Here is a 22,772-nt window from a genome sequence, read left to right as displayed (position 1 = left end):
AACGGCCCGGCGCTTGGGCGCCGGGCCGGCAGTTTACTGAATTTCACAAAACTCAGGGCTTCTTGCGGCTGAACTCCTTGGGGACCACGCAGGTGCCCTCGGCGATGGCCACGATCACGGGCTCCTCCAGAACGTCCGCGGCGGAGGCGTTGATGTCGGGGCGGGTGGCGATGACCTTGCGGGCCTCAAAGCGCATCTTGCGGGAGGTGTTGCCGATATGGGTGACCTCGCCGTAGGCCTCGATGTAGTCGCCGGCATAGACGGGCGCCTTGAACTCCACGTTGTTGTAGGCGCAGAACAGGCCCTCGTCGCCGTCGGTCTTAATCAGCAGCTCGGTGGCCACATCGCCGAAGAGATGGACCATATGGGCGCCGTCCACCAGGTTCCCGCCGTAGTGGGCATCCTTGGCGGACATGCGCAGGCGGATCAGCGATGTGTACTTCTTCTCTTCCATGTCAAAATCACTCCTGTTTTTTATTTGCGGATCGCTCCGCATCCTCCCTTGTTCGGGTTGACGAATTTCATTGTAAGCTTTTTTCCGGTATTTGTCAATCCTGTCACAAAAATAACATCTTTTGCCCTATATGGAGCGGATAAACTGCAGAATCAGCCGCAAACCGTAGACCAGAATCACGCTGCCGCACACGATGTTGATGAGCCGCAGAATGCGGTCGTTGAACCGGGCGGAGAAAAGGGAGATCACCAGCGTGACGCCGGAAAACCACAGGCAGGAGGCGGTGGCGGAGCCCAGCGCCAGCAGCGTGCCGTCCGCCCCGGGGTGGCCGGCGCGAAAGCTGCCGTAGAGCAGCGTCCCGTCGATCAGAGCCTGGGGATTGAGCCATGTGACCACAAAGGCCTTACCTGCGATTTTGGCCAGGGGGATGTCCATGTCTACGCCGTGATCCATGGACGGCTTCTCCCGGATCAGCCCCGCGCCGATCCAGCACACCACCAGCCCGCCCGCCGCCAGCACGATCATCTGGAGCCAGGCGAACCGCTCCACCAGTGCGCCGATGCCGAAGAAGCAGGCCAGCAGAAGGCTGATGTCAAAGAAGATGACGATCAGCGCGATGGGGACCAGCCGCCGCCGGGGCTGGGTCAGGGCGGCGTTGATGACGAACAGATTCTGCATCCCGATGGGGGCCACATAGGCCAGCCCGATGGCCAGGCCCTGCAAATAAAGACCCATAGAAACATCCCTCCCGTATGTCTTGACCTGACCATATCACACATCCCGCCGCCGCGCAAGAGCGCAGAAATTTGCTACCTGGTAAGGAGGCGCTGACCATGTCCAGCCATGAAAACTGCCCCTGCATGGCCCAGTGCCCGCTGAATCGGGCGTTGAAGCTGATCGGCGGCAAGTGGAAGATGCAGATCCTCTGCTCCCTCCACAACAACGGCCCCACCCGGTACAACCAGCTGAAAAGGACCCTGGACGGCGTGTCCAACACCGTGCTGGCCGGGGCCCTGCGGGAGCTGGAGGTCGACGGGCTGGTGGTGCGGCGGGAGTTCCTGGAGGTCCCTGTGCGGGTGGAGTACGACATTGCGGAGCAGAGCCGGTCCCTGATTCCCATTCTGGACCAGCTGGGCCGGTGGTGCGATTCCCTCTCCGCCGAAGGCGGCAATACTGCAAACAGCGGGGACGATCCCGCGGACAACGGAGGTGCGGCTCTTTGAAAAAGATTCTGGCCCCCCTGGTGGGGAATGCGCCGATGGTGACGGCCATCGGCCTGTGCAAAAACGCAGGCAAGACCACGGCCCTGCGCCGCCTGATGGCCGAACTGGAGGACGAGTGCCTGGGCCTCACCTCCGTGGGCCGGGACGGCGAGGCCACGGACCTGGTGACCGGCACGGAGAAGCCGGATCTCTACATCAAGCGAGGGGACCTGTTCGCCACCGCCCGGGGCATGATGAGCCTGTGCGACGTCACCCTGGAGGCGGCGGCCCTCACCGGCGTCATGACCCCTCTGGGGGAGGTGGCGGTGTTCCGCGCCCTGTCCGACGGCTATATCCAGCTGGCGGGCCCCTCCGCCGCTGGGCAGCTGAAACCCCTGTGCGCCAGCTTCAACGCCCTGGGCGCGGACCGGGTGCTCATTGACGGCGCCGCCGGGCGGAAGTCCCTGGCGGGGGCCGGGGTGGAGGGCACCGCCCTCCTGTGCACCGGGGCCTCTCTGGACCGGAACATGGACCTGGTAGTGGCGGAGACCGCCCATATCTGCCGCCTCTTTGCCAGCAGGCGGCCCGCATCCCCGGGTCTGGCCGCCGCACTGGACGGCTGTGAGGAGCGCTTCGCCCTCTTCGGCCCCGGCGGGGAGCTCTGGGAGCTTCCTCTGGACGAAAACGGCCTGCCCCGCTGGAACAAGCTCCCCCGGGAGAAATGCGCTCTCTGGGTAGCCGGCGGCGTCACCGACCCGCTGCTCAAGACCCTGGCCCGCCGGGGCGCGCCCATCACCCTGGCGGCGGCGGACGCCACCCACGTCCTGGCGGGACGAAACGTGCTGGAGCTCTTTACCCGGGCCGGCGGAGAGCTGGTCGTCCGGCGGGAGCTGTCCATCGCCGCCGTGGGAGCCAACCCCTGGTCGGCCTACGGCTGGCACTTCCAGCCCCGGGAATTTGAAGAGGCCCTCCGGCAGACGCTGACGGTACCGGTGGTGAACGTAAACGAAAAGGAGGACTGACCATGGAACTGACCCTTGAACTGCGGGAGGAATCCGGTCTCCAGTGGGTGCTGGAGCGGCTGACCCCCATGTCGCCCTTTGGCCGCGCCGCCGCCCGGACTCTGCGGTGGTACGCCCCCGGAGAGGAGGCGGCGCTTACGGCCGAGCTGGACAATGTGGCCCTGGCGCTGGAGTTTTGGAACGCCGCGGGGCCCGCTCCTGCGGAGCCGGAGCCCTGCTGCTGCGGCGCGCCCCGGCTGGACCCGGCCTCTTTGAAGGATATGGCCGCCATTCTCCGGGGTGTGACCCGGTGCCTTCCCCTGTTTCACGACATCCGGGGCTCCCTGGACCGGGACCCGGAAAACCCCTTCGACCTGGTGGAGCTCTTTGAGATCAAGCACTTTCTGGTGACGCTGGAGCAGCTGACCGAGGCTTACGCCAAGCTGCCTCCCTTTCGGGATCTGGCCTTTGTGCCCATGGAGGAAGCCCTGAATCTGCTGGACCCGGACGGACGCCGCCTGCCCGCCTTCTCCGTGTCGGAGACCTATCATCCGGACCTGGGTCCTCTGCGGTCGGAAAAGGCCGCCCTGGAGCGGTCCATCCGTGCCGCCGGCGAGGAGGAGAAGGCCGCGCTTCTGGACCGGCGCCACCGCCTCACCGTGCAGGAGGACCTGCTGGAGCTGGAGGTCCGGCGGGACCTCACCCGCCGCCTCATGGTCCGCAGGGCGGACTTCCTCGCCAACATGGAGGCTCTGGGCCGGATGGACCTGTTTCTGGCCAAGGCAAAGCTGGCCAAGCGGTACAACTGCGTCAGGCCCGCGCTGTCCGGCGGCGCCCAAATCACCCTCCAAGGCCTGCGCCACCCCCAGGTGGCCGAGGAGCTGGCCCAGCGGGGAGAGGACTTCACCCGGCTGGACCTGGACCTCTCCGCCGGCTGTACCGTCATCACCGGAGCCAACATGGGCGGCAAGACCGTCTCTCTGCGCTCCGCGGTGCTGAGCCTGCTGCTGTGCCAGTGCGGCTTCTTCGTCTTTGCCGATTCCGCCGCGCTGCCCCTGTTCCACGAGGTGTCTTTGATTCTGGCGGACACCGGTCCCGGCTCCGGGGGCCTCTCCTCCTTCGGACGGGAGGTTCACCTGCTGGACCGTCTGCTCCAGCGCACCCGGGGCCGGCGGTTCTTTCTGGCCCTGGACGAGTTCGCCCGGGGCACCAATCCCCAGGAGGGTGCCGCCCTGGCCCGGGCTTTGGTGCAGTATCTGGGCACCCTGGACTGCGTGGCCCTGATGACCACCCACTACGACGGCGTCTCCGACGTAGCGGGAGCCCACTATCAGGTGGCGGGGCTGGTCCGGGAGATCCAGGGCGACGAGAACGACGACCCCCGCAGCCGCATCGCCCGGCGGATGGACTACCGGCTCCAGAGCGCTCCCCCCGGCGCACCCTGCCCCAGGGACGCCCTGCGGGTCTGCCGCCTTCTGGACCTGGAACCGGCTCTGATGGCACTGTTTCAGGCGGATCTTTGACGCCTTAAAGTGGAAAAATGGCTGTAAAAAATTGCATGGAAAAATTATGCAAAACCGCTATATCAAAAAACTTGACAAAAGCCGCCGTTTAGAGTATATTGTTTTTAGGCAAACTGAATAAAGTGTGGATAGAGGCGCGGAACGCAAGGTAGCAGACCGATGTAAAGGACAGGCAAGTCCGAGGAGGTTTGTGAATGTCCGTACCGCCGAAAGAGAGTGTGCAATGCCGTCACCCCTCTTGGACCTGTACGCCCAGCGCGTACGGTTTGTCATGGAAAGCATGGAGTGCTATTTACGCCTGCGCAGAGCGGCCGGTATGTGGTGTTCCTGTCGGGTGTAAATAGCCCCCTTATGTTGATGGAGCGCTATCCTACTCCGCGTACACAGGTATGCGGAGTAGGATAGCGTTCCAAGTTTTTTTAGCAGGAGGTACGAAATGGAGAAACTCATCATCACAGCAGCGATCTGCGGAGCCGAGGTCACCAAGGAGCACAACCCCGCCGTTCCCTACACGGTGGAGGAGATGGTGCGGGAGGCCAAAAGCGCTTTTGAGGCCGGCGCCGCCGTCATCCACGTCCACGTCCGCTGGGACGACGGGACCCCCACTCAGGACAAGGAGCGCTTCCGCGTGGTTCTGGACGCCATCAAGGAGGCCTGCCCCGGCGTGATCCTGATTCCCTCCACCGGCGGCGCCACCGGCATGACCCCGGAGGAGCGCCTGCAGCCCACCGAGCTCTTCCCCGAGATGGCCACCCTGGACTGCGGCACCTGCAACTTCGGCGACGACATCTTCGTCAACGACATGCCCACCATGCGGGCCTTCGGCAAGCGGATGCTGGAGAACAACATCAAGCCCGAGTACGAGTGCTTTGAGATCGGCCACCTGGACACCGTGCTGAACATGGCCGCCAAGGGTCTGGTCCCCGCCGCCCCCATGCAGTTCAACTTTGTGCTGGGCGTCAACGGCTGCACCCCCGCCACTCTGGGCAACCTGGACTACCTCGTCAACAAGATCCCCGCCGGGTCCACCTGGACCGTCACCGGCGTGGGCCGCGGCGCGTGGCCCATGGCCGCCGCCGGCATCGTCATGGGCGGCAACGTCCGTGTGGGCTTTGAGGACAACATTTACTTAGAGCGGGGCCATAAGGCCGCCTCCAACGGCGAGCTGGTCGCCAAGGTCGTGGCTCTGGCAAAGCTCCTGGGCCGTGAGATCGCCACTCCCGACGAGGCCCGCAAAATCCTCTCCCTGACCAAGTAAGAGGCGGCCGCTTCTTGACGGTTCAAGTATTCCATTTCATCATTTTGTTCATACCACAAATCTTACCATACAAATTTTTTTGAGGAGGAACACCACCATGCAGAAGAAAGGCAACAAGTACGGAACCCACCGCGTTATCGAGCCCAAGGGCGTTTTGACCCAGGCCGCCCAGAAGATCGACAACAATATGGACGAGATCTACTCCAACGAAATCCTGTGCAACGTCACTGCTCTGAATATTGACTCCGCCTCCTTCACCCAGATCGCCGACGCCTGCGGCGGCGACGAGACCAAGATTGGCGAGATGATTATGGGCATCGTGGCCGAGCGCGGCAAGCAGCAGAATCCCGTCACCGGCTCCGGCGGCATGTTCATGGGCAACGTGGCCAAGATCGGCGACGACCTCAAGGGCAAGATCGACCTCAAGGAGGGCGACAAGATCGTCTCCCTGGTCTCCCTGTCCCTGACCCCCCTGAAAATCAACAAGATCAAGGCCATCCACAAGGAGATCGACCGCGTGGACGTGGACGCCCAGGCCATCCTGTTTGAGAGCGGCATCTACGCCAAGATGCCCGACGATATGCCCGAGCCCCTGGCCCTGGCCGCTCTGGACGTGGCCGGCGCTCCCGCCCAGGCCCGCAAGCTCCCCAAGGAGGGCGACAGCGTCCTGATTCTGGGCGCCAACGGCAAGTCCGGCGTTCTGTGCGGCTACGAGGCCATGAAGAAGGTCGGCCCCAACGGCAAGGTCATCGGCGTCGTCCGCAACCCCAAGCAGGTGGCCGACCTGAAGGAGCTGGGCGTCTACACCGACATCGTCGTGGCCGACTGCACCCGTCCCGTGGACGTGATGGAGGCCGCCCTGGCCGCCAACGGCGGCAAGGAGTACGACATCTCCATCTGCTGCGTCAACATCGAAAGCTGCGAGATGTCCGCCATCCTGCCCGTCCGCGACGACGGCCTGGTGTACTTCTTCTCCATGGCCACCTCCTTCACCAAGGCGGCCCTGGGCGCCGAGGGCATCGGCAAGGACGTCACCATGATTGTGGGCAACGGCTACACCAAGGACCACGCCGAGATCACCCTGGGCGTCATCCGCGAGAACGCCAAGCTCCGCAAGCTGTTTGAGGAGAAGTACGTCTGATCCTGTTCCATGGAATCGGGCCTGTCCCGCGAAATTAAAAGTGGAGGTAATCCATAATGAAAGTTTCCCGCCGCGCAGAGCTGTTCCCCCACGTCACCGACGCCGAGTGGAACGACTGGAGATGGCAGATCAAAAACCGCGTTGAGACCCTGGAAGACCTGAAAAAATACGTCTCCCTGACTCCCGAGGAGGAGGAGGGCGTCAAGGCGTGCCTTGGCACGCTGCGCATGGCCATCACCCCCTACTACCTCTCCCTGATCGATCCCAACGACCCCCACGACCCCGTCCGCAAGCAGGCCGTCCCCACCGGGTCCGAGCTGCACCAGGCCGCTTCCGACCTGCTGGACCCCCTGCATGAGGACGAGGACTCCCCGGCCCCCGGTCTGACCCACCGCTATCCGGACCGCTGCCTGCTGCTGATTACCGACCAGTGCTCCATGTACTGCCGCCACTGCACCCGCCGGCGCTTCGCCGGCCAGAAGGACGCGGGTCTCCCCGTGGACCAGGTGGATCAGGCCATTGAGTACATCCGCAAGACGCCCGTCATCCGCGACGTGCTGCTCTCCGGCGGCGACGCGCTGCTCTGCTCCGACGAGCGGCTGGAGTACATCATCGCCAAGCTCCGGGAGATCCCCCACGTGGAGATCGTCCGTATCGGCTCCCGCACCCCGGTGGTCTGCCCCCAGCGTGTCACCCCCGAGCTGTGCAATATGCTGAAAAAGTATCACCCCATCTGGCTGAACACCCACTTCAACCACCCCAACGAGATCACCCCCGAGTCCGCCAAGGCCTGCCAGATGCTGGCTGACGCCGGCGTCCCCCTGGGCAACCAGAGCGTGCTGCTGGCCGGCGTGAACGACTGTGTCCACACCATGAAGAAGCTGGTCAACGAGCTGGTGAAGATCCGGGTCCGCCCCTACTACATCTACCAGTGCGACCTGTCCATGGGTCTGGAGCACTTCCGCACCCCCGTCAGCAAGGGCATCGAGATCATCGAGGCTCTGCGGGGCCACACCTCCGGCTTCTGCGTGCCCACCTTCGTGGTGGACGCCCCCGGCGGAGGCGGCAAGACCCCCGTTATGCCCCAGTACATCATCTCCCAGACGCCTCATAAAGTCATCCTGCGCAACTACGAGGGCGTCATCACCACCTACACCGAGCCCGAGCACTATGAGGAGACCTGCCAGTGCGAATACTGCCGGGCCGAGCGTGAGGGCAAGCGCAAGACGGAGCTCATGGGCGTCGCCGGACTGGAGCGGGGCCAGGCCCTCTCCATGGAGCCCGCCAACCTGGAGCGCCACAAGCGTTCTCACCACGAGTAATCACCTTCACCGGTCTACCCGGGGCCCCGCCTTGGCGGGTCCCCGGGCGCAGTCCGGTATGCGTATCCCAATAAACAGATGATTGGATGTGAGCGTATTTGGAATCCAAACTGAACCTTGATTTTAAGCTGGTAGAGCAGGCCCGCGCCCACGCCGCCCAGGTAGCCGACGAGACCCAGCGGTTTATTGACGGCTACACCACCGTGGCCGTGGAACGCACCATCTGCCGGCTGCTTGGCATCGACGGCGTCAGCGGTGGAGAGGCCCTGGACATCACCGGCGAGAACAGTCTGGGCGTGCCCCTGCCCAGCGTGGTGGTAGACCACCTGATGGAAAAGGGCGCGCTGTCCCAGGGCGCCGCTTTCTGGCTGGGCAACGCCATGGTGGAGACCGGCAAAAACCCCCAGGCCCTGGCTGAGGAGGTCGCCGCCGGCACGCTGGACCTGACGGCCCTGCCCGCCCACGCCGAGGCGGACATCCACGCCGCCCTGGCTCCCATTGTGGAGGAGAGCCTGAAAAAAATCCGCACCCGCCGCAAGCGCCGGGAGGACTTCATCGCCTCCCACGGCGGCGAGAAGGACGGCCCGTGGATCTACCTGATCGTGGCCACCGGCAATATCTTTGAGGACATTGTCCAGGCCACCGCCGCCGCCCGCCAGGGCGCCGACGTCATCGCCGTCATCCGCACCACCGGCCAGTCCCTGCTGGACTACGTGCCCTACGGCGCCACCACCGAGGGCTTCGGCGGCACCTACGCCACCCAGGAGAACTTCCGCCTCATGCGGGAGGCCATGGACAAGGTGGGCGAGGAGCTGGGCCGCTACATCCGGGTGTGCAACTACTGCTCCGGTCTGTGCATGCCCGAGATCGCCGCCATGGGCGCCTTCGAGGGCCTGGATGTGATGCTCAACGACGCCCTCTACGGCATCTTGTTCCGCGACATCAACATGCAGCGCACCCTGGTGGACCAGTCCTTCTCCCGGGCGATCAACGCCTACGCAGGCGTCGTCATCAACACCGGCGAGGACAACTACCTCACCACCGCCGACGCGGTGGAGGAGGCCCACACCGTGCTGGCCTCCCAGTTCCTCAACGAGGCCTTCGCCCTCAAGGCGGGCCTGCCCGAGGAGCAGATGGGCCTGGGCCACGCCTTCGAGATCGACCCCGACGTGGAAAACGGCTTCCTCTATGAGCTGGCGCAGGCCGAGATGGCCCGGGAGATCTTCCCCAACGCGCCGCTGAAATACATGCCTCCCACCAAGTTCATGACCGGCAACGTGTTCCGCGGCCACGTGCAGGACGCCCTTTTCAACATGGTGACCATCCTGACGGGCCAGAAGATCCACCTGCTGGGCATGATGACCGAGGCCATCCACACGCCCTTCCTGTCCGACCGCTTCCTGGCCATTCAGAACGCCCAGTATATCTTCCGCACCATGCAGGACCTGGGCGGCGAGATTGTGTTCAAGGACGGCGGCATTATGCAGACCCGTGCCAACGAGGTGCTGAAAAAGGCCACCGACCTGCTGGGCCAGATCGAGCAGCTGGGCATCTTCGAGACGCTGGAGCGGGGCATCTTCGCCGACATCAAGCGCCCCCGCGACGGCGGCAAGGGCCTGGACGGCGTCGTCAGCAAGACGCCGGGCTATTTCAACCCGTTCCTGGAACCCATGATGAAAGGGGGTGCCGCTAAATGAGCTCCGGACTGTATCAGATTCGCGATAAAAACCTGGACACCACCCTGGACCTGACCCGTTTGAAGCCCTACGGCGACACCATGAACGACGGCAAGGTGCAGACCTCCTTCACACTCCCGGTGAAGGACGACGACCGGGGCGCGGCAGCCGCCGTGCTGGTGGCCCAGAAGATGGGCCTGTCGGAGCCCAACGTGGCCCTGCGGCAGAAGCTGGACGAGAACTTCACCTTCTACGTGGTCTACGGCTCCCTGACCCACACCGTCAACTACAACGAGATCGTGGTCCAGACCGTCACCGACGAGGTGATGGATATGCACGAGACCGACGAGTTCCTGAAAGAGCGCCTGGGCCGCAAGATGGTGGTCATCGGCGCGTCCACCGGCACGGACGCCCACACCGTGGGCATCGACGCCATCATGAACCGCAAGGGCTTCGCCGGACACTACGGCCTGGAGCGCTATGAGATGGTAGAGGCCTACAACCTGGGCAGCCAGGTCCCCAACGAGGAGTTCCTGCGCAAGGCCGCCGAGGTCAACGCCGACGTGTTGCTGGTCTCCCAGACCGTCACCCAGAAGGACGTCCACATTCAGAACCTCACCGAGCTCATCGAGCTGGCGGAGGCCGAGGGCGTTCGTGAGAAGTACATCTTCTGCTGCGGCGGCGCCCGCGTCACCCACGCCCTGGCCAAGGAGCTGGGCTATGACGCCGGTTTTGGCGCCGGCACTTACGCCGACGACGTGGCCACCTTCACCTCGAAGGAGCTGGTCCGCCGCCTGAACAAGTGATCCGTCCGTCCTGTCTGAGGCAAACGCGAAAGGCCGGGAGTTCAACCGCTCCCGGCCCCGGCGGTATCCATTTGTAAAAGAAGGGAGGTAACTGAGACAGGACGGCTGATTGGGAGTATATCCCAAAATTTTCCACTCACAATTGATTTTGGGATCTGCTCTGAGGCACCCCCATCCCCCCGGCGCATTCATCCGCGCGGGCCCCGGCTGAGAGAACCGGAGGTCCAAGAGAGAAAAGGAGGTTTCGCAATGCAATCCCTGAAAAACTGGAAGGACAGACTCGGCAAAGTTCTGCTGGTCATGTACGCACTGGTCCCCCTCATGACCACCTTCGCCCTGGCGGCTGAGGACGGCCAGAGCAGGTTCTACGGCACCATCTGGTCCCTGATTCCCCCCATCGTGGCCATCGTTCTGGCGCTGATTACCAAGGAGGTCTACTCCTCGTTGTTCCTGGGCATCCTGGTGGGCTACCTGATCCAGATGGAATTCAACCCCGTGGCCGCCATCACCACGCTGATCGCCGACCTGGGCGACAACATCGGCGGCAACGCCGGTATCCTGATCTTCCTGGTGGTCCTGGGCACCATGGTGGCCCTGATGATCCGCGCCGGCGGCTCCAAGGCTTACGGTGACTGGGCCGTGGAGCACCTGAAGACCAAGAAGAGCGCCCTTTGGTCCACCTTTATCCTGGCCGCCATCCTGGGCGTGGACGACTATTTCAACAACCTGACCACCGGCAACGTCATGCGTCCCGTCACCGACCGGCACCAGATCTCCCGCGCCAAGCTGGCCTACATGTGCGACGCTACCGCCGCCCCCATCGTCATCATGATGCCCGTCTCCTCCTGGGCCGCCGCCGTCACCGGCGTCATCGACAACGAGGAGCTGGGCTTCCAAATCTTCTGCCGGGCCATCCCCTACAACTTCTACGCGATTTTGACCATCGTGTTCATCATTGTGATGATCGCACGGGACATCGACTTCGGCCCCATGAAGACCCACGAGGACAACGCCAAAAAGGGCGACATCTACACCACGCCCGAGCGTCCCTTCGCCGGCGTTGAGGAGATGAAGTTCAATCCCAACGGCAAGGTCATCGACCTGGTGATCCCCGTGATTATCCTGATTATCGGCTGCGTGGGCGGCCTGGTTTACGCCGGCTACCTGAACGGCGGCACCAACCTGCTGAGCATGTTCGCCAACACCGACGCCTTTGTGGGCCTGCCTCTGGGCTCCACCGTCGCTCTGATCATCACGTTCATCTTCTTCGCCTTCCGCCGTTCCATGAAGTTCACCGAGCTGATGGACTGCATCCCCGAGGGCTTCAAACAGATGGTTCCCGCCATCCTGATCCTGTGCTTCGCCTGGACCATCGGCGGCGTGACCCGCTACGGCCTGGGCGCTCCCGACTTCGTGGCCGGGCTGGTTAAGTCCTTCGGTCCCACTCTGCGCAACATGCTGCCCGCCGTGATCTTCCTGATCGCCTGCTTCCTGGGCTTCGCCACCGGCACCTCCTGGGGCACCTTCGGCATCCTGCTGCCCATCGTGCTGGACGTGTTCACCCCCGGCGGCTTCGCCAACCTGACCGCTGACGCCCTGAACGAAGTGCCCATCCTCATGGTGGGCATCGGCGCCACCCTGGGCGGCGCGGTCTGCGGCGACCACTGCTCTCCCATCTCCGATACCACCATCATGGCCTCCTCCGGCTCTCAGTGCTACCACCTGAATCACGTGCTCACCCAGATGCCCTACGCAGTCACTGTGGCGGCCATCTCCTTCGTGAACTACGTGATCACCGGCTTCCTGATCAATGTGGTGCCTGAGATCGTCTGCCTGATCATCGCCATCGCTTCCACCATCGTCACCATGCTCATCGTCGGCAAGGTGACCGAGTCCCAGAAGACGGCCTGACCCCGGGAGGGACAAATCTTCTGACAAACGCGTTTGCCGCTCCACTCCGTCTGGAGTGGGGCGGCATTTCCTTTTTCAGCGGACGAGGACGCGGAAGGCGGCCCAGGGACTCTCGGACCAATACAGCCGCTTCTCGGCGGCGGGCACACCGGCGAGGTACTTCAGTCCCATCTCTTTCTTCACTGCGGCAAACTCATTGATCTTCTTCATAGCTGTATGCTCCTTTCTTGTTTCTGTAATCAGTATACTCTAACACAAAACATTACACAAACGAATAATTTTCATGTTTTATATGAGTTAAAGGAATGGTTAAATGAACACAATCAAGTGTCAGATTCTCCTGAAAGCCGTGGAGCTGGGGAGCATCACCCGGGCGGCGGAGGACATGGGGTATACGCAGTCGGCGGTAAGCCGCTCCATCGCCGACTTGGAGCGGGAGTGGGACGTGACACTGCTGACCCGGAACAAGGACGGGGTAGTCCTCACCGCCCAGGGGGAGTCCCTGCTGCCGGACATCCAGTCGCTGTGCAACGCCCAGCGGACTCTGGAAACCCAGGTCTCCGCCCTTCACGGTCTCACCCGCGGTACCCTGCGGGTGGGTACCTTCACCAGCGTCTCCATCCACTGGCTTCCGGGGATCATGAAAGAGTTTCTGGCCCTCTATCCCGGCATCCGGTTCGACCTGGTCAGCAAGTGGGAATTCGCCGAGGTGGAGGAGCTGGTGCGCCGGGGCCAGGTGGACTGCGGCTTTCTGGCCCTTCCTGCGGGGGACGCGCTGGAGACCGCCTTTCTGCGGCGGGACCGCCTGCTGGCGGTACTCCCTCCGGATCATCCCCTGGCGGGGGCGGAGTGCTATCCCGCGGCCCGGTTTGCCCAGGACCCCTATATCCGCATCCACGAGCACTGGGACATGGAGTTCTCCCGCATCTTCCAGGACGAGGGCCTGCGGCCCAACATCCAGTACACCGTCAACGACGATTTCGCCATTCTGGCCATGGTAGAGCAGGGCCTGGGCATCAGCATTCTGCCGGAGATGGTGGTGCGCGGCAGCCAGCGGAATGTGACCGCCATCCCCCTGGAGCGGCCCCGCTACCGGGAGATCGGACTGGCGGTCCGCCGGGGCGGGCCCGTGTCCCCCTTGATCCGCCGCTTCCGGGACTTCACCCTCCAGTGGCTGGAGAGCTCTCTCTGACTGCGGCGCATACATTATATATAATACGGTATACGGTCCCGGCGGCGCCATTCGGCACGTCATGACTTTTCCGGATGGATACCATCACGATTCTGCACTTGCGCAGACGCCGCAACCCATGTATACTCAAAGAGAGAAAAATCGGAAAACGGAGTGATCACATGAATACCGCTCTTGGCACGCTTTGGAATCTGGCCGGCTACATCGCCGCGGTGGCTCTGGGCGCGTGGCTGGGCTCCCGCTCCGGCGTGCGCACACGGCCTCTTCCCTGGCTGGGAAAGCTCCAGCTGGCGGCGCTGATGATCCTGATCGTCTCCCTGGGCGTGAAACTTGGCGCGGACGATGAGGTCATCGCCTCTCTGGGACAGATCGGCTGGACCGCCTTTTTGATTACCGCGGCCGCCATGGCCGGGTCCGTCCTGGCCCTGTGGCTTCTGCGCCGCTTCGTGCTGCGCCTGGATGACCAAGGCCTGCCGACAGGCGGCGCCGCCTCCGCTGAGGCAGGGGGCGAGGGTGGTCAGAAGGCCGACAACTCCCTGACCAAGTGGATCGTGGGGGCGGTGGCCCTGGGAATGCTGGCGGGCTATTTCCTGGTGCCGGATGCCATTGTGGCCTACTGCGGGCAGGTGATCGATCTGGGGCTGTACCTGCTGCTGTTTCTGGTGGGCATGGACATGGGCCGGCAGGGCACGGTGGTCTCCGACATCAGGGCCGCCGGCTTCAAGGTACTGCTGATTCCCGTGGCGGTGGCTGCCGGCTCTCTGGCGGCGGCGGCCCTGGTGGGTCTGGCGCTGGAGATCGGCCCCAAGGACGCCATGGCGGTGGCCGCCGGCTTGGGGTGGTACTCCCTGGCCCCCAGCCTGCTGGCTCCCTACTCCCTCCCGGTGTCCGCCGTGTGTTTCCTGTCCAACGTCATGCGGGAGGTCTTCGCCATCCTGGCCATTCCTCTGGTGGCCCGGCGCGTCGGCTTTGTGGAGAGCGTGGCTCTGCCGGGGGCGGCGGCCATGGACACCGTCCTCCCCGTGGTGATCGGCGCCACACACGAGCGGATTACCATCTACTCCTTTACCAGCGGCATGGTTCTCTCACTGGCGGTGCCCCTGCTGGTGTCCGCCATCGTGGCGCTGTGACATCCGCAATTTCAAACAGAGAGGAGCTTTCCCATGGACGAGTCCTGGCGCGATAAAAACTATTCCCACTTCTCCCACAGGGAGTGCGAGTTCTTCCCCTGCCACCAGGGAGTGGACGAGGCGTCCTTCAACTGCCTCTTCTGCTACTGCCCGTTGTACCTCATGGGGGACCAGTGCGGCGGAAATTTCACCTACACCGCCTCCGGCATCAAGGACTGCAGCGGCTGCACCATCCCCCACCGGCCGGAGAACTATGGTTATATCATCCAGAAGTTCTCGAAGGCGGCGTCGAAGCAGTCCCGAGAGACGTAAAGAAAACGCCGGCGGGGGCTTGCGTTTTCAGAAGCAGCGTAGTATAATACTGTCGAAAAATAAATATCGCAAAGCAGTCGGAGCCGTTCTCCCCTTGGGGAACGGGTAATAGGGAAACAGGTGCAAGGCCTGTACGATCTCGTCACTGTATGTAATGAGCGCGCTGTCTCAGTCGAAACAGGACAGCCACTGGCGAAAGCCGGGAAGGCGATGGCGCGCGATGATTTACGAGTCAGGAAACCTGCCGCCTGCTGGTACAGGAATACCGTCCGGTGTTCCAGATCACGAGGGCTTGATTGTACCGCTTCCCCTTTAAGGGCATGCGCTTGTGGTCATCTGATTCAGATGACCGCTTTTTTTGTCCTGTGTATTCCTGTACCCTGAATTTGCTGATGTAAAATTTCACCATACATCAGAGGGGCGGAGACACATATGGTTGAAGCACTTGAAAATCCGCAAATTGCGGATTTTCAACTGGCGGGTCTCTGATCCGCCGGACGGGCTTTGCCCACTTCACCTATGAAGTCAAACACATGACCGTTTACATGGTCCCTGGCGGCAGTAAAACTGCCGCTAGGCTGAAAAGAATCATTCTGATTCTTTTCAAATGTGTTGACGATACCCCGCCTCGAAAACACAAGGAGGAATACACAGATGAACAAGAAAAAACTGCTTTCCCTGCTGGTTATGGCTGTCATAGCGGCCGGACTGCTGGCCGGCTGCGGCGGAACCAAGACCCCCGGCGCCCCCCAGGACCCCGCCCCCGCCCAAAATACTCCCGCGGAAAATGAAACGCCGGAGCCCGCTGAGGACGACGACGAGGACTACACCACCGGCGACGCCTCTCTGGACAATCCCCGGAATCAGGACGGCATCGGTGAGGACGAGCTGCTGGTCGTCAGCTTCGGCACCAGCTTCAACGACAACCGCCGATTGACCATCGGCGCCGTTGAGGAGGCCATGGAGAAGGCCTTCCCGGACTGGTCCGTCCGCCGGGGCTTCACCGCCCAGATCATCATCGACCGCGTCCAGCGCCGGGACGGCGAGGTCATTGACAACGTGGGTCAGGCGCTGGACCGGGCCGTGGAAAACGGGGTCAAGCGCCTGGTGATCCAGCCCACTCACCTGATGGACGGCCTGGAGTACAACGACGTGGTCGACGAGGCCGCTCAGTACGCCGACGCCTTTGAGGTCATGGCCATCGGCGCGCCCCTGCTGACCTCTGACGAGGATTTCCAGATCGTCGCCAAGACCATGGCAGAGGCCACCGCCCAGTACGACGACGGCAAGACCGCCATCTGCTTCATGGGCCACGGCACGGAGGCCGCCTCCAACGTCATCTACGCCAGAATGCAGCAGGTGATGACCGACGCCGGATACGCCAACTACTTCATCGGCACCGTGGAGGCCGCTCCCACCCTGGACGACGTGCTGGCCATGGTCCAGGCGGGCAGCTATGAGCGGGTGGTGCTCCAGCCCATGATGATCGTCTCCGGCGACCACGCCAACAACGACATGGCCGGCGACGACGAGGACTCCTGGAAGACCGTATTTGAAAACGCCGGCTATGAGGTGGTATGTGTTTTGAAGGGTCTGGGTGAGTACGAGGCCATCCAGAACCTGCTGGCTGCCCACGCGCAGGCCGCCATTGACACGCTGGGCTGAAACCCCCGTCCCAAAGCCCATACATCACTATCACACGGCAGACCGGAAGCACGCTCCGGTCTGCCGTGCAAAACACGGAGGTTAAAATCATGAAAAAGTCCCTTCTTCTGCTGTTCTCCCTGATTCTGACAGTCCTGCTGGCCGCCGGCTGCGGCGCCGCGCCGGACGACGCTCCCTCCGAGCCGGAGACACCGCCTCCGGCGGCGGAGCCGGAAGCCCCGGATGCTCCCAAGGTGGCCTCCGCTGACCAGATGGCTCCGGTGGAGAATGTGGTGGACCCGGACCTGGTTCCCGTCTACGCCGACGCCCTTCAGGACGGCACCTACGACGTCACAGTGGACTCCAGCTCCTCCATGTTCAACATCACCGCCTGCGAGCTGACAGTGGCCGGCGGTAAAATGACCGCCGTAATGCACATGGGCGGCACGGGCTATCTGTACGTCTTCCCCGGCACCGGCGAAGAGGCCGCCCAGGCGGAAGAGAGCGCCCTGATTCCCTACGCCCAGGACAAAGACGGCGCCCACACCTTCGTATTTCCCGTGGAGGCCCTGGATATGGGCGTAGACTGCGCAGCGTACAGCAAGAAGAAGGAACTGTGGTACGAGCGCACTCTGGTCTTCAGGGCGGACTCCCTGCCAACCGAGGCCTTCCAGGAGGGCTCCTTCGCCACGGCGGAAAGCCTGGGACTGGCCGACGGGAATTACACCGCGTCCGTCCAGCTGGAGGGCGGCTCCGGCAAGGCCAAGGTGGACTCTCCCGCCGCCCTGCGGGTGGAGGGCGGCAGGGCCTTTGCCACCATTATCTGGAGCAGCTCCAACTATGACTATATGCGAATCGGCGAGGAGAAGTTCCTCCCCCTGAATGCCGAGGGCAATTCCTCCTTTGAGATCCCGGTGGAGTACTTCGACCGGAGGCTGGTGGTCTACGCCGACACCACCGCCATGAGCACTCCCCACGAGATCGAGTACACATTGTGCTTCGACTCCGCCTCTATCGAAAGCGCGTCATGACCACGGGAAACCGCCTGCCCCTTCGGGGTCTTTTGGCGCTGGCGCTCCTGCTGGTTCTCTGCGGCTGCGTCCAAGGCGCTAAACAGCTCCCTTCGCCGGAGCCGGAGGCGCCCCAGACCCTCTCCTGGGACGCGCTGGAGTATGAGCGCAGTCTGGATCTTCTCTACGCCGAGCAATTTTCTGTCGATTATTATACTAATGGTTATCAGAAGATCGCCATTGGAGACGGCAACCGCTATCTGGTGGTACCGGAGGGGGCAAACGCTCCCTCCGGCATTCCAGAGGAGGTCACAGTGCTGTACCAGCCTTTGGACAGCATCTATCTGGTGGCCACCTCCGCTATGGACCTCTTCCGGCAGCTGGACGCCATTGACGCCATCACCCTCGCCGGCCTAGACGCCGGCGGCTGGTATATCCCGGAGGCCCGGGAGGCCATAGAGGCGGGCCGCATGGTCTTCGCTGGAAAGTACGGCGCCCCGGACTACGAGCGTATTCTGGACCTGGGGTGCGATCTGGCGGTGGAGTCCACCATGATCTACCACACCCCGGAGGTCAAGGAGCAGCTGGAGCGGCTGGGCATCCCGGTGCTGGTGGAGCGCTCCAGCTATGAGAGCCATCCCCTGGGCCGCATGGAGTGGATCAAGCTCTACGCCGCGCTGCTGGGAAAAGAGGCGGAGGCCGCGGACTATTTTGACGGCCTCATGGAGCGGCTGGCCCCCATCCTGGAGCAGGAGAACACGGGAAAGACCGTGGCCTTTTTCTACATCACCTCCACTGGGGCGGTGAATGTGCGCCGCTCCGGGGACTACATCGCCAAGTCCATCGGTCTGGCCGGCGGCGTCTACGCCTTTTCGGACCTGGAGAGCGGCGAGGGGGTCAAGTCCACCATGAACATGCAGATGGAGTCCTTTTACGAGGGCGCACGAAACACGGACATCCTGATCTACAACAGTGCCATTGACGGCGAGCTCCAGACCGTGGACCAGCTGCTGGAGAAGAGCGGCGTCCTGGCGGATTTCAAGGCCGTACAGGAGGGAAATGTCTGGTGCACCGGGAAGAATCTCTTCCAGGAGAGCCTGGGCCTGGGGGACTTGATTGCGGATCTCCACACCGTTCTCTCCGGGGAAGACGCTCCCCTGACGTACCTGCACCATCTGGACTAGGGCCTGTGCAAACAGGCCCCGGAGGAGGCGAACCCATGAAACAAGTCCGCTCCCGCTATTTGGGGGCATTCCTGCTGCTGCTGGCACTTCTGGCGCTGCTGGTGGTCTGGAACATCAACGCCGGCAGCGTTCCGCTGTCCGGGACGGAAATCCTACGTATTTTATTCAGCTCCCCTGACGGCAGTACGGAGTACGGCATCGTGCGCACCCTGCGGCTGCCCCGGATCTGCGCCGCCGTCATTCTGGGCGGCGGGCTGTCCGTCTCCGGGTTTCTGCTCCAGACCTTTTTTGCCAACCCCATCGCCGGTCCCTTTGTGCTGGGCATCTCCTCCGGGGCCAAGCTGGCGGTGTCCCTGACCATGATCCTCCTGCTGAGCCGGGGAGCCGTCGCCGGCTCAGCGGCGCTGATCGGCGCGGCCTTCGGAGGAGCCATGCTGTCCATGGGCTTTATCCTGGCTGTGTCCCAGCGGGTAAAGCGGATGAGCATGCTGGTGGTCTGCGGCGTGATGATCGGGTATATCTGCTCCGCCATCACGGACTTCGCCGTCACCTTTGCCGAGGACTCCAACATTGTCAACCTCCACAACTGGTCCATGGGCAGCTTCTCCGGTATCTACTGGGACAGCGTGCAGGTAATGGCGGCGGTGGTGGGAATTGCCATGGCCCTGGTCTTCCTCCTCTCCAAGCCCATCGGGGCCTATCAGATGGGAGAGGTGTACGCCCGGAACATGGGCGTCAACATTCGGGCCTTCCGGCTGGCGCTGATTCTGCTCTCCAGCGTCCTCTCGGCCTGCGTCACGGCCTTCGCCGGGCCCATCTCCTTTGTGGGCATCGCGGTGCCCCATCTGGTGAAGAGCCTCTTCCGCACCGCCAGGCCCATTTTGATTATCCCCGCCTGCTTTCTGGGCGGCGCGGTGTTCTGCCTGTTCTGCGATCTCATCGCCCGGACTGCCTTCGCCCCCACGGAGGTCAGCATCAGCTCCGTCACCGCCGTCTTCGGCGCGCCGATTGTGATCTACATGATGGCCTTCCAGCGGGGCAAACCCAAGCTGTAATACTGACTGCAAATATAACGGAGAGGAGATGCCGGATGGAGGCCTATCTGTACACGGAGAATCTGGCCGTGGGCTACAACGGCCAGGCCCTGATTGAAAACATCTGCCTCCATCTGCGCCGGGGGGAGATCATGACCCTCATCGGCCCCAACGGCTCGGGAAAGTCCACCATTCTGCGCAGCGTCATCCGCCAGCTGGCCCCCATCCGGGGCGCGGTGTACCTGGACAGCCGCCCCATGGACCGTATGACGGCCCTGGACATTGCCAGGCGGCTCTCCGTGCTGATGACAGACCGGGTTCATCCGGAGCTGATGACCTGCCGGGACGTGGCGGCCACCGGGCGCTACCCCTACACCGGAAAGCTGGGTCTTTTGACCGCGGCGGACTGGAAGAAGGTGGACGAGGCCCTGGCCCTGGTCCACGGGGAGAATCTGGCAGACCGGGATTTTTCCCAGATCAGCGACGGACAGCGCCAGCGCGTCCTGCTGGCCCGGGCCCTCTGTCAGGAGCCGGAGGTCATCGTGCTGGACGAGCCCACCTCCTTTCTGGACATCCGCTACAAGCTGGAGCTGCTCTCCATCCTAAAGGACATGGTGCGCCGCCGCAATCTGGCGGTGCTCATGAGCCTCCACGAGCTGGACCTGGCCCAGAAGGTCTCCGACCGCGTGGCCTGCGTCCACAACCACGCCATTGAGCGCTGCGGGGCGCCGGAGGAGATCTTCACCGCCGAATACATCCTGGAGCTGTACGAAGCCGCCCGGGGCAGCTACAACCCGGCCTTCGGCTGTCTGGAGCTGGAGCCCCCCGCCGGAGCTCCCCAGGTGTTTGTCATCGGCGGCGGGGGGAGCGGCATTCCGGTGTACCGCCGCCTCCAACGGCAGGGCGTGCCCTTTGCCGCCGGGGTCCTCCATGAAAACGATCTGGACTACCCGGTGGCGAAGTCCCTGGCGGCGGAGGTGATCTCCGAGGCGGCCTTCACCCCCATCGGAGACCAGGGGTTCCGTCTGGCGGCGGAGCGGATGGCGTCCTGCGCCAAGGTTCTCTGTCCCCTCTCCGCCTTCGGGCCCATGAACGAAAAAAACCGGCTCCTGCGGGAGCTGGCGGAACAGGCGGGGAAGCTTCTATGAGCGCGGGATTTGAACACTACGTCCTCTCCGGCGGCAGGCGTCTCCGGTGCGGCTACACCACCGGCACCTGCGCCGCTCTGGCGGCGGCGGGGGCCGTCCGGCTGCTGCTCACCGGCGCCCCGCCGGCCTCCGTCTCCCTGGAGACCCCCAGGGGAATCACCGTGGAGGTGCCCCTGGAGTCCTGCAGTCTGGAGCGCGGCAGGGCCTCCTGCGCCGTCCGCAAGGACGGCGGAGACGACATTGACGCCACCGCCGGACTGCTGGTCTTCGCCCACGCGGAGCGGCAGGACGCCCCCGGCACCGTCATCGAGGGCGGCGAGGGCGTGGGACGGGTGACAAAACCCGGTCTGGACCAGCCGGTGGGGGCCGCCGCCATCAACCGCGTGCCCCGGCAGATGATCCGGGAGGCCGCGGCGGCGGTGTGCGGCGAGCTGGGGTACGGCGGCGGACTGCGGATCACTGTCTCCGTCCCCGGCGGCCGGGAGGCGGCGAAAAAGACGTTCAATCCGGAGCTTGGCATCGAGGGGGGCATCTCCATCCTGGGCACCTCCGGCATCGTGGAGCCCATGAGCCTCCGGGCCCTGGCGGACACCGTGTCCCTGGAGATCCGTCAGGCCGCGGCCCTGGGAAGCCGCCATATCATCCTCACCCCCGGGAACTTCGGGCTGGACTTCCTTAGTGCGCAGGGGCTGGACAGGCTGGGCGTTCCCGTGGTAAAATGTTCCAACTTCATTGGCGACGCCCTGGACGCCTGCGCCGGGTCTGGCTTTGAGACCGTCCTGCTGGCGGGACACATCGGCAAGCTGGGAAAGCTCTCCGGCGGCATCATGAACACCCACAGCCGCTTTGCCGACTGCCGCACGGAGCTGTTCTGCGCCCACGCGGCAGTGTGCGGGGCCTCCGCGGAGGTGTGCCGCGCGCTGATGGACGCCGTCTCCTCCGACGCCTGCATCGCCATTCTGGACGGAGCAGACCTGCGGGAGGCGGTGCTGGAGCGGATGCTCTCTGCCATCCAGAGGCATCTGATTCGCCGGACCGGCGGGGCCTGCCAAAGCGGCGTCATTTTATTTTCCAACGAATACGGCCCCCTGGGGCAGACGGAAGCTGTAAAGGAGATTATGGAGGCATGGAAGTGAGACAAGGCGTATTCTACGGCGTAGGCGTGGGCCCCGGCGACCCGGAGCTGCTGACCACCAAGGCCCTGCGGACACTGGAGCGCTGTTCGGTGATCGCGGCGCCCCGGACAAAGAGCGGCGAGATGCTGGCGTTGGACATCGTCCGGCAGGCCATGCCCCTGGAGGGCAAGACCATCCTTCCCCTGGAGTTCACCATGTCCCGGGACCCCGCCGTTCTCCGCGCCTCCCGTCTGCGGGCATCGGAGACCATCGCGGCCCGCCTCTCGGCGGGGCAGGACGTAGCCATGCTGAACCTGGGGGACGTGTCCATCTACGCCACCTTCGGCTACCTGATGGACATGCTCACCGGAGAAGGGTACAAGGCTGTCATGGTCCCCGGCGTGCCCAGCTTCTGCGCCGTGGCGGCCCGCCTGGGCGCCAGCCTCACCACCGTCTCCTCCCCCCTTCACATTCTTCCCGGCGGCAGCAGCTCCCTGGCGGAGCAGCTGGACCTGCCGGGGACCAAGGTGCTGATGAAATCCGGCCGGCAGCTCCCCCAGGCGGCGGAGGTCCTGCGGCAAAAGGGGCTTTTGGAGAAAGCCGCCATGGTCCGGGACTGCGGCCTGCCCACGGAGCAGGTCTGCCGGGATCTCACGCGGCTGCCAGAGGAGACGGGGTATTTTGCAACCGTCATCGTAAAGGAGTAAGC

General features: G+C 63.6%; 22 protein-coding genes and 2 riboswitches. Of the genes, 19 read left to right on the top strand and 3 right to left on the bottom strand.

The features are described 5' to 3' along the window. Nucleotides 1-52: 52 nt before the first annotated feature. Nucleotides 53-454, bottom strand: a complete 402-nt coding sequence (locus tag C816_RS04555; protein WP_016321245.1) for a 3-aminobutyryl-CoA ammonia lyase — start codon at nt 452-454, stop codon at nt 53-55. A 126-nt stretch (nt 455-580) separates the two neighbouring features. Continuing rightward, nucleotides 581-1,189: a LysE/ArgO family amino acid transporter gene (locus C816_RS04550; protein ID WP_016321244.1), complete on the bottom strand. Its 609-nt coding sequence runs from the start codon at nt 1,187-1,189 to the stop codon at nt 581-583. Between the two features lie 98 nt (nt 1,190-1,287). Between C816_RS04550 and C816_RS04545 the strand changes: the two genes are divergently transcribed. The 9 genes from C816_RS04545 (at nt 1,288) to C816_RS04505 (ending at nt 12,294) form a co-directional block, all read left to right on the top strand. Beyond that, complete coding sequence (locus C816_RS04545; RefSeq protein ID WP_016321243.1) at nt 1,288-1,677, top strand: winged helix-turn-helix transcriptional regulator; 390 nt, start codon at nt 1,288-1,290, stop codon at nt 1,675-1,677. Further along, nucleotides 1,674-2,678 carry a lysine 5,6-aminomutase reactivase subunit KamB gene (locus C816_RS04540; protein WP_016321242.1) on the top strand — a complete coding sequence of 335 codons (1,005 nt, stop codon included), beginning with the start codon at nt 1,674-1,676 and terminating at the stop codon, nt 2,676-2,678. The genes C816_RS04545 and C816_RS04540 overlap by 4 nt, the downstream gene beginning before the upstream one ends. Before the next feature lie 2 nt (nt 2,679-2,680). Then, entirely contained in the window at nt 2,681-4,180 is a 1,500-nt protein-coding gene (locus tag C816_RS04535) for a lysine 5,6-aminomutase reactivase ATPase KamC (protein WP_016321241.1), read from the top strand. 121 nt (nt 4,181-4,301) lie between these two features. Then, a riboswitch (Lysine riboswitch) is annotated at nt 4,302-4,479 on the top strand. A gap of 137 nt (nt 4,480-4,616) precedes the next feature. Next, entirely contained in the window at nt 4,617-5,438 is an 822-nt protein-coding gene (locus C816_RS04530) for a 3-keto-5-aminohexanoate cleavage enzyme (protein WP_016321240.1), read from the top strand. A 97-nt stretch (nt 5,439-5,535) separates the two neighbouring features. Then, entirely contained in the window at nt 5,536-6,579 is a 1,044-nt protein-coding gene (locus tag C816_RS04525) for an L-erythro-3,5-diaminohexanoate dehydrogenase (RefSeq protein WP_016321239.1), read from the top strand. A 56-nt stretch (nt 6,580-6,635) separates the two neighbouring features. Beyond that, on the top strand, nt 6,636-7,901 hold the full coding sequence (ablA, locus tag C816_RS04520) for a lysine 2,3-aminomutase (RefSeq protein ID WP_016321238.1): 1,266 nt from the start codon (nt 6,636-6,638) through the stop codon (nt 7,899-7,901). 98 nt (nt 7,902-7,999) lie between these two features. Then, nucleotides 8,000-9,598, top strand: a complete 1,599-nt coding sequence (locus tag C816_RS04515) for a lysine 5,6-aminomutase subunit alpha (protein WP_016321237.1) — start codon at nt 8,000-8,002, stop codon at nt 9,596-9,598. Then, nucleotides 9,595-10,383 (top strand): lysine 5,6-aminomutase subunit beta, encoded by a 789-nt coding sequence (locus tag C816_RS04510; protein ID WP_016321236.1) that lies wholly within the window; start codon nt 9,595-9,597, stop codon nt 10,381-10,383. Before C816_RS04515 ends, C816_RS04510 begins: the two co-directional genes overlap by 4 nt. Before the next feature lie 249 nt (nt 10,384-10,632). Next, the gene (locus C816_RS04505; RefSeq protein ID WP_016321235.1) at nt 10,633-12,294 is read left to right on the top strand and encodes a Na+/H+ antiporter NhaC family protein; all 1,662 of its coding nucleotides are present in this window, start codon (nt 10,633-10,635) and stop codon (nt 12,292-12,294) included. Between the two features lie 75 nt (nt 12,295-12,369). Here C816_RS04505 and C816_RS25305 read toward each other — a convergent pair whose 3' ends face one another. After that, nucleotides 12,370-12,504, bottom strand: a complete 135-nt coding sequence (locus C816_RS25305) for a hypothetical protein (RefSeq protein WP_016321234.1) — start codon at nt 12,502-12,504, stop codon at nt 12,370-12,372. 103 nt (nt 12,505-12,607) lie between these two features. On the opposite strand from C816_RS25305, the gene C816_RS04500 reads away from it, so the two are divergent. From C816_RS04500 to cobI, 10 genes are all read left to right on the top strand, one after another. Then, the gene (locus tag C816_RS04500) at nt 12,608-13,486 is read left to right on the top strand and encodes a LysR family transcriptional regulator (RefSeq protein WP_016321233.1); all 879 of its coding nucleotides are present in this window, start codon (nt 12,608-12,610) and stop codon (nt 13,484-13,486) included. Nucleotides 13,487-13,647: 161 nt separating this feature from the next. Beyond that, a complete protein-coding gene (locus tag C816_RS04495; protein ID WP_016321232.1) occupies nt 13,648-14,616 on the top strand; it encodes a LysO family transporter in 969 nt (322 codons plus the stop codon). A gap of 33 nt (nt 14,617-14,649) precedes the next feature. Beyond that, nucleotides 14,650-14,928 carry a cysteine-rich small domain-containing protein gene (locus C816_RS04490; RefSeq protein ID WP_016321231.1) on the top strand — a complete coding sequence of 93 codons (279 nt, stop codon included), beginning with the start codon at nt 14,650-14,652 and terminating at the stop codon, nt 14,926-14,928. Between the two features lie 61 nt (nt 14,929-14,989). After that, nucleotides 14,990-15,192: riboswitch (cobalamin riboswitch) on the top strand. Between the two features lie 390 nt (nt 15,193-15,582). Continuing rightward, entirely contained in the window at nt 15,583-16,593 is a 1,011-nt protein-coding gene (locus C816_RS04485) for a sirohydrochlorin cobaltochelatase (RefSeq protein WP_016321230.1), read from the top strand. An 89-nt stretch (nt 16,594-16,682) separates the two neighbouring features. Then, nucleotides 16,683-17,603 (top strand): hypothetical protein, encoded by a 921-nt coding sequence (locus C816_RS04480; RefSeq protein ID WP_016321229.1) that lies wholly within the window; start codon nt 16,683-16,685, stop codon nt 17,601-17,603. After that, a complete protein-coding gene (locus tag C816_RS04475) occupies nt 17,567-18,766 on the top strand; it encodes an ABC transporter substrate-binding protein (RefSeq protein ID WP_242832109.1) in 1,200 nt (399 codons plus the stop codon). Before C816_RS04480 ends, C816_RS04475 begins: the two co-directional genes overlap by 37 nt. 35 nt (nt 18,767-18,801) lie before the next feature. Continuing rightward, complete coding sequence (locus tag C816_RS04470; protein WP_016321227.1) at nt 18,802-19,821, top strand: FecCD family ABC transporter permease; 1,020 nt, start codon at nt 18,802-18,804, stop codon at nt 19,819-19,821. 35 nt (nt 19,822-19,856) lie between these two features. Beyond that, on the top strand, nt 19,857-20,948 hold the full coding sequence (locus C816_RS04465; RefSeq protein ID WP_016321226.1) for an ABC transporter ATP-binding protein: 1,092 nt from the start codon (nt 19,857-19,859) through the stop codon (nt 20,946-20,948). Then, nucleotides 20,945-22,084 (top strand): cobalt-precorrin-5B (C(1))-methyltransferase CbiD, encoded by a 1,140-nt coding sequence (cbiD, locus tag C816_RS04460; protein ID WP_016321225.1) that lies wholly within the window; start codon nt 20,945-20,947, stop codon nt 22,082-22,084. The genes C816_RS04465 and cbiD overlap by 4 nt, the downstream gene beginning before the upstream one ends. Next, nucleotides 22,075-22,770: a precorrin-2 C(20)-methyltransferase gene (cobI, locus tag C816_RS04455; protein WP_016321224.1), complete on the top strand. Its 696-nt coding sequence runs from the start codon at nt 22,075-22,077 to the stop codon at nt 22,768-22,770. Before cbiD ends, cobI begins: the two co-directional genes overlap by 10 nt. The last annotated feature ends 2 nt before the right edge of the window (nt 22,771-22,772 follow it).

The sequence above is a fragment of the Oscillibacter sp. 1-3 genome (assembly GCF_000403435.2).
Classification (GTDB): domain Bacteria; phylum Bacillota; class Clostridia; order Oscillospirales; family Oscillospiraceae; genus Oscillibacter.
This window is presented reverse-complemented; position numbering and strand designations above follow the sequence as displayed.

Coding starts and splice junctions, on each gene's coding strand:
- C816_RS04555 (WP_016321245.1), bottom strand. CDS start 454: ATGGAAGAGAAGAAGTACACATCGCTGATCCGCCTGCGCATGTCCGCC.
- C816_RS04550 (WP_016321244.1), bottom strand. CDS start 1,189: ATGGGTCTTTATTTGCAGGGCCTGGCCATCGGGCTGGCCTATGTGGCC.
- C816_RS04545 (WP_016321243.1), top strand. CDS start 1,288: ATGTCCAGCCATGAAAACTGCCCCTGCATGGCCCAGTGCCCGCTGAAT.
- C816_RS04535 (WP_016321241.1), top strand. CDS start 2,681: ATGGAACTGACCCTTGAACTGCGGGAGGAATCCGGTCTCCAGTGGGTG.
- C816_RS04530 (WP_016321240.1), top strand. CDS start 4,617: ATGGAGAAACTCATCATCACAGCAGCGATCTGCGGAGCCGAGGTCACC.
- C816_RS04525 (WP_016321239.1), top strand. CDS start 5,536: ATGCAGAAGAAAGGCAACAAGTACGGAACCCACCGCGTTATCGAGCCC.
- ablA (WP_016321238.1), top strand. CDS start 6,636: ATGAAAGTTTCCCGCCGCGCAGAGCTGTTCCCCCACGTCACCGACGCC.
- C816_RS04510 (WP_016321236.1), top strand. CDS start 9,595: ATGAGCTCCGGACTGTATCAGATTCGCGATAAAAACCTGGACACCACC.
- C816_RS04505 (WP_016321235.1), top strand. CDS start 10,633: ATGCAATCCCTGAAAAACTGGAAGGACAGACTCGGCAAAGTTCTGCTG.
- C816_RS25305 (WP_016321234.1), bottom strand. CDS start 12,504: ATGAAGAAGATCAATGAGTTTGCCGCAGTGAAGAAAGAGATGGGACTG.
- C816_RS04500 (WP_016321233.1), top strand. CDS start 12,608: ATGAACACAATCAAGTGTCAGATTCTCCTGAAAGCCGTGGAGCTGGGG.
- C816_RS04495 (WP_016321232.1), top strand. CDS start 13,648: ATGAATACCGCTCTTGGCACGCTTTGGAATCTGGCCGGCTACATCGCC.
- C816_RS04490 (WP_016321231.1), top strand. CDS start 14,650: ATGGACGAGTCCTGGCGCGATAAAAACTATTCCCACTTCTCCCACAGG.
- C816_RS04485 (WP_016321230.1), top strand. CDS start 15,583: ATGAACAAGAAAAAACTGCTTTCCCTGCTGGTTATGGCTGTCATAGCG.
- C816_RS04480 (WP_016321229.1), top strand. CDS start 16,683: ATGAAAAAGTCCCTTCTTCTGCTGTTCTCCCTGATTCTGACAGTCCTG.
- C816_RS04470 (WP_016321227.1), top strand. CDS start 18,802: ATGAAACAAGTCCGCTCCCGCTATTTGGGGGCATTCCTGCTGCTGCTG.
- C816_RS04465 (WP_016321226.1), top strand. CDS start 19,857: ATGGAGGCCTATCTGTACACGGAGAATCTGGCCGTGGGCTACAACGGC.
- cbiD (WP_016321225.1), top strand. CDS start 20,945: ATGAGCGCGGGATTTGAACACTACGTCCTCTCCGGCGGCAGGCGTCTC.
- cobI (WP_016321224.1), top strand. CDS start 22,075: ATGGAAGTGAGACAAGGCGTATTCTACGGCGTAGGCGTGGGCCCCGGC.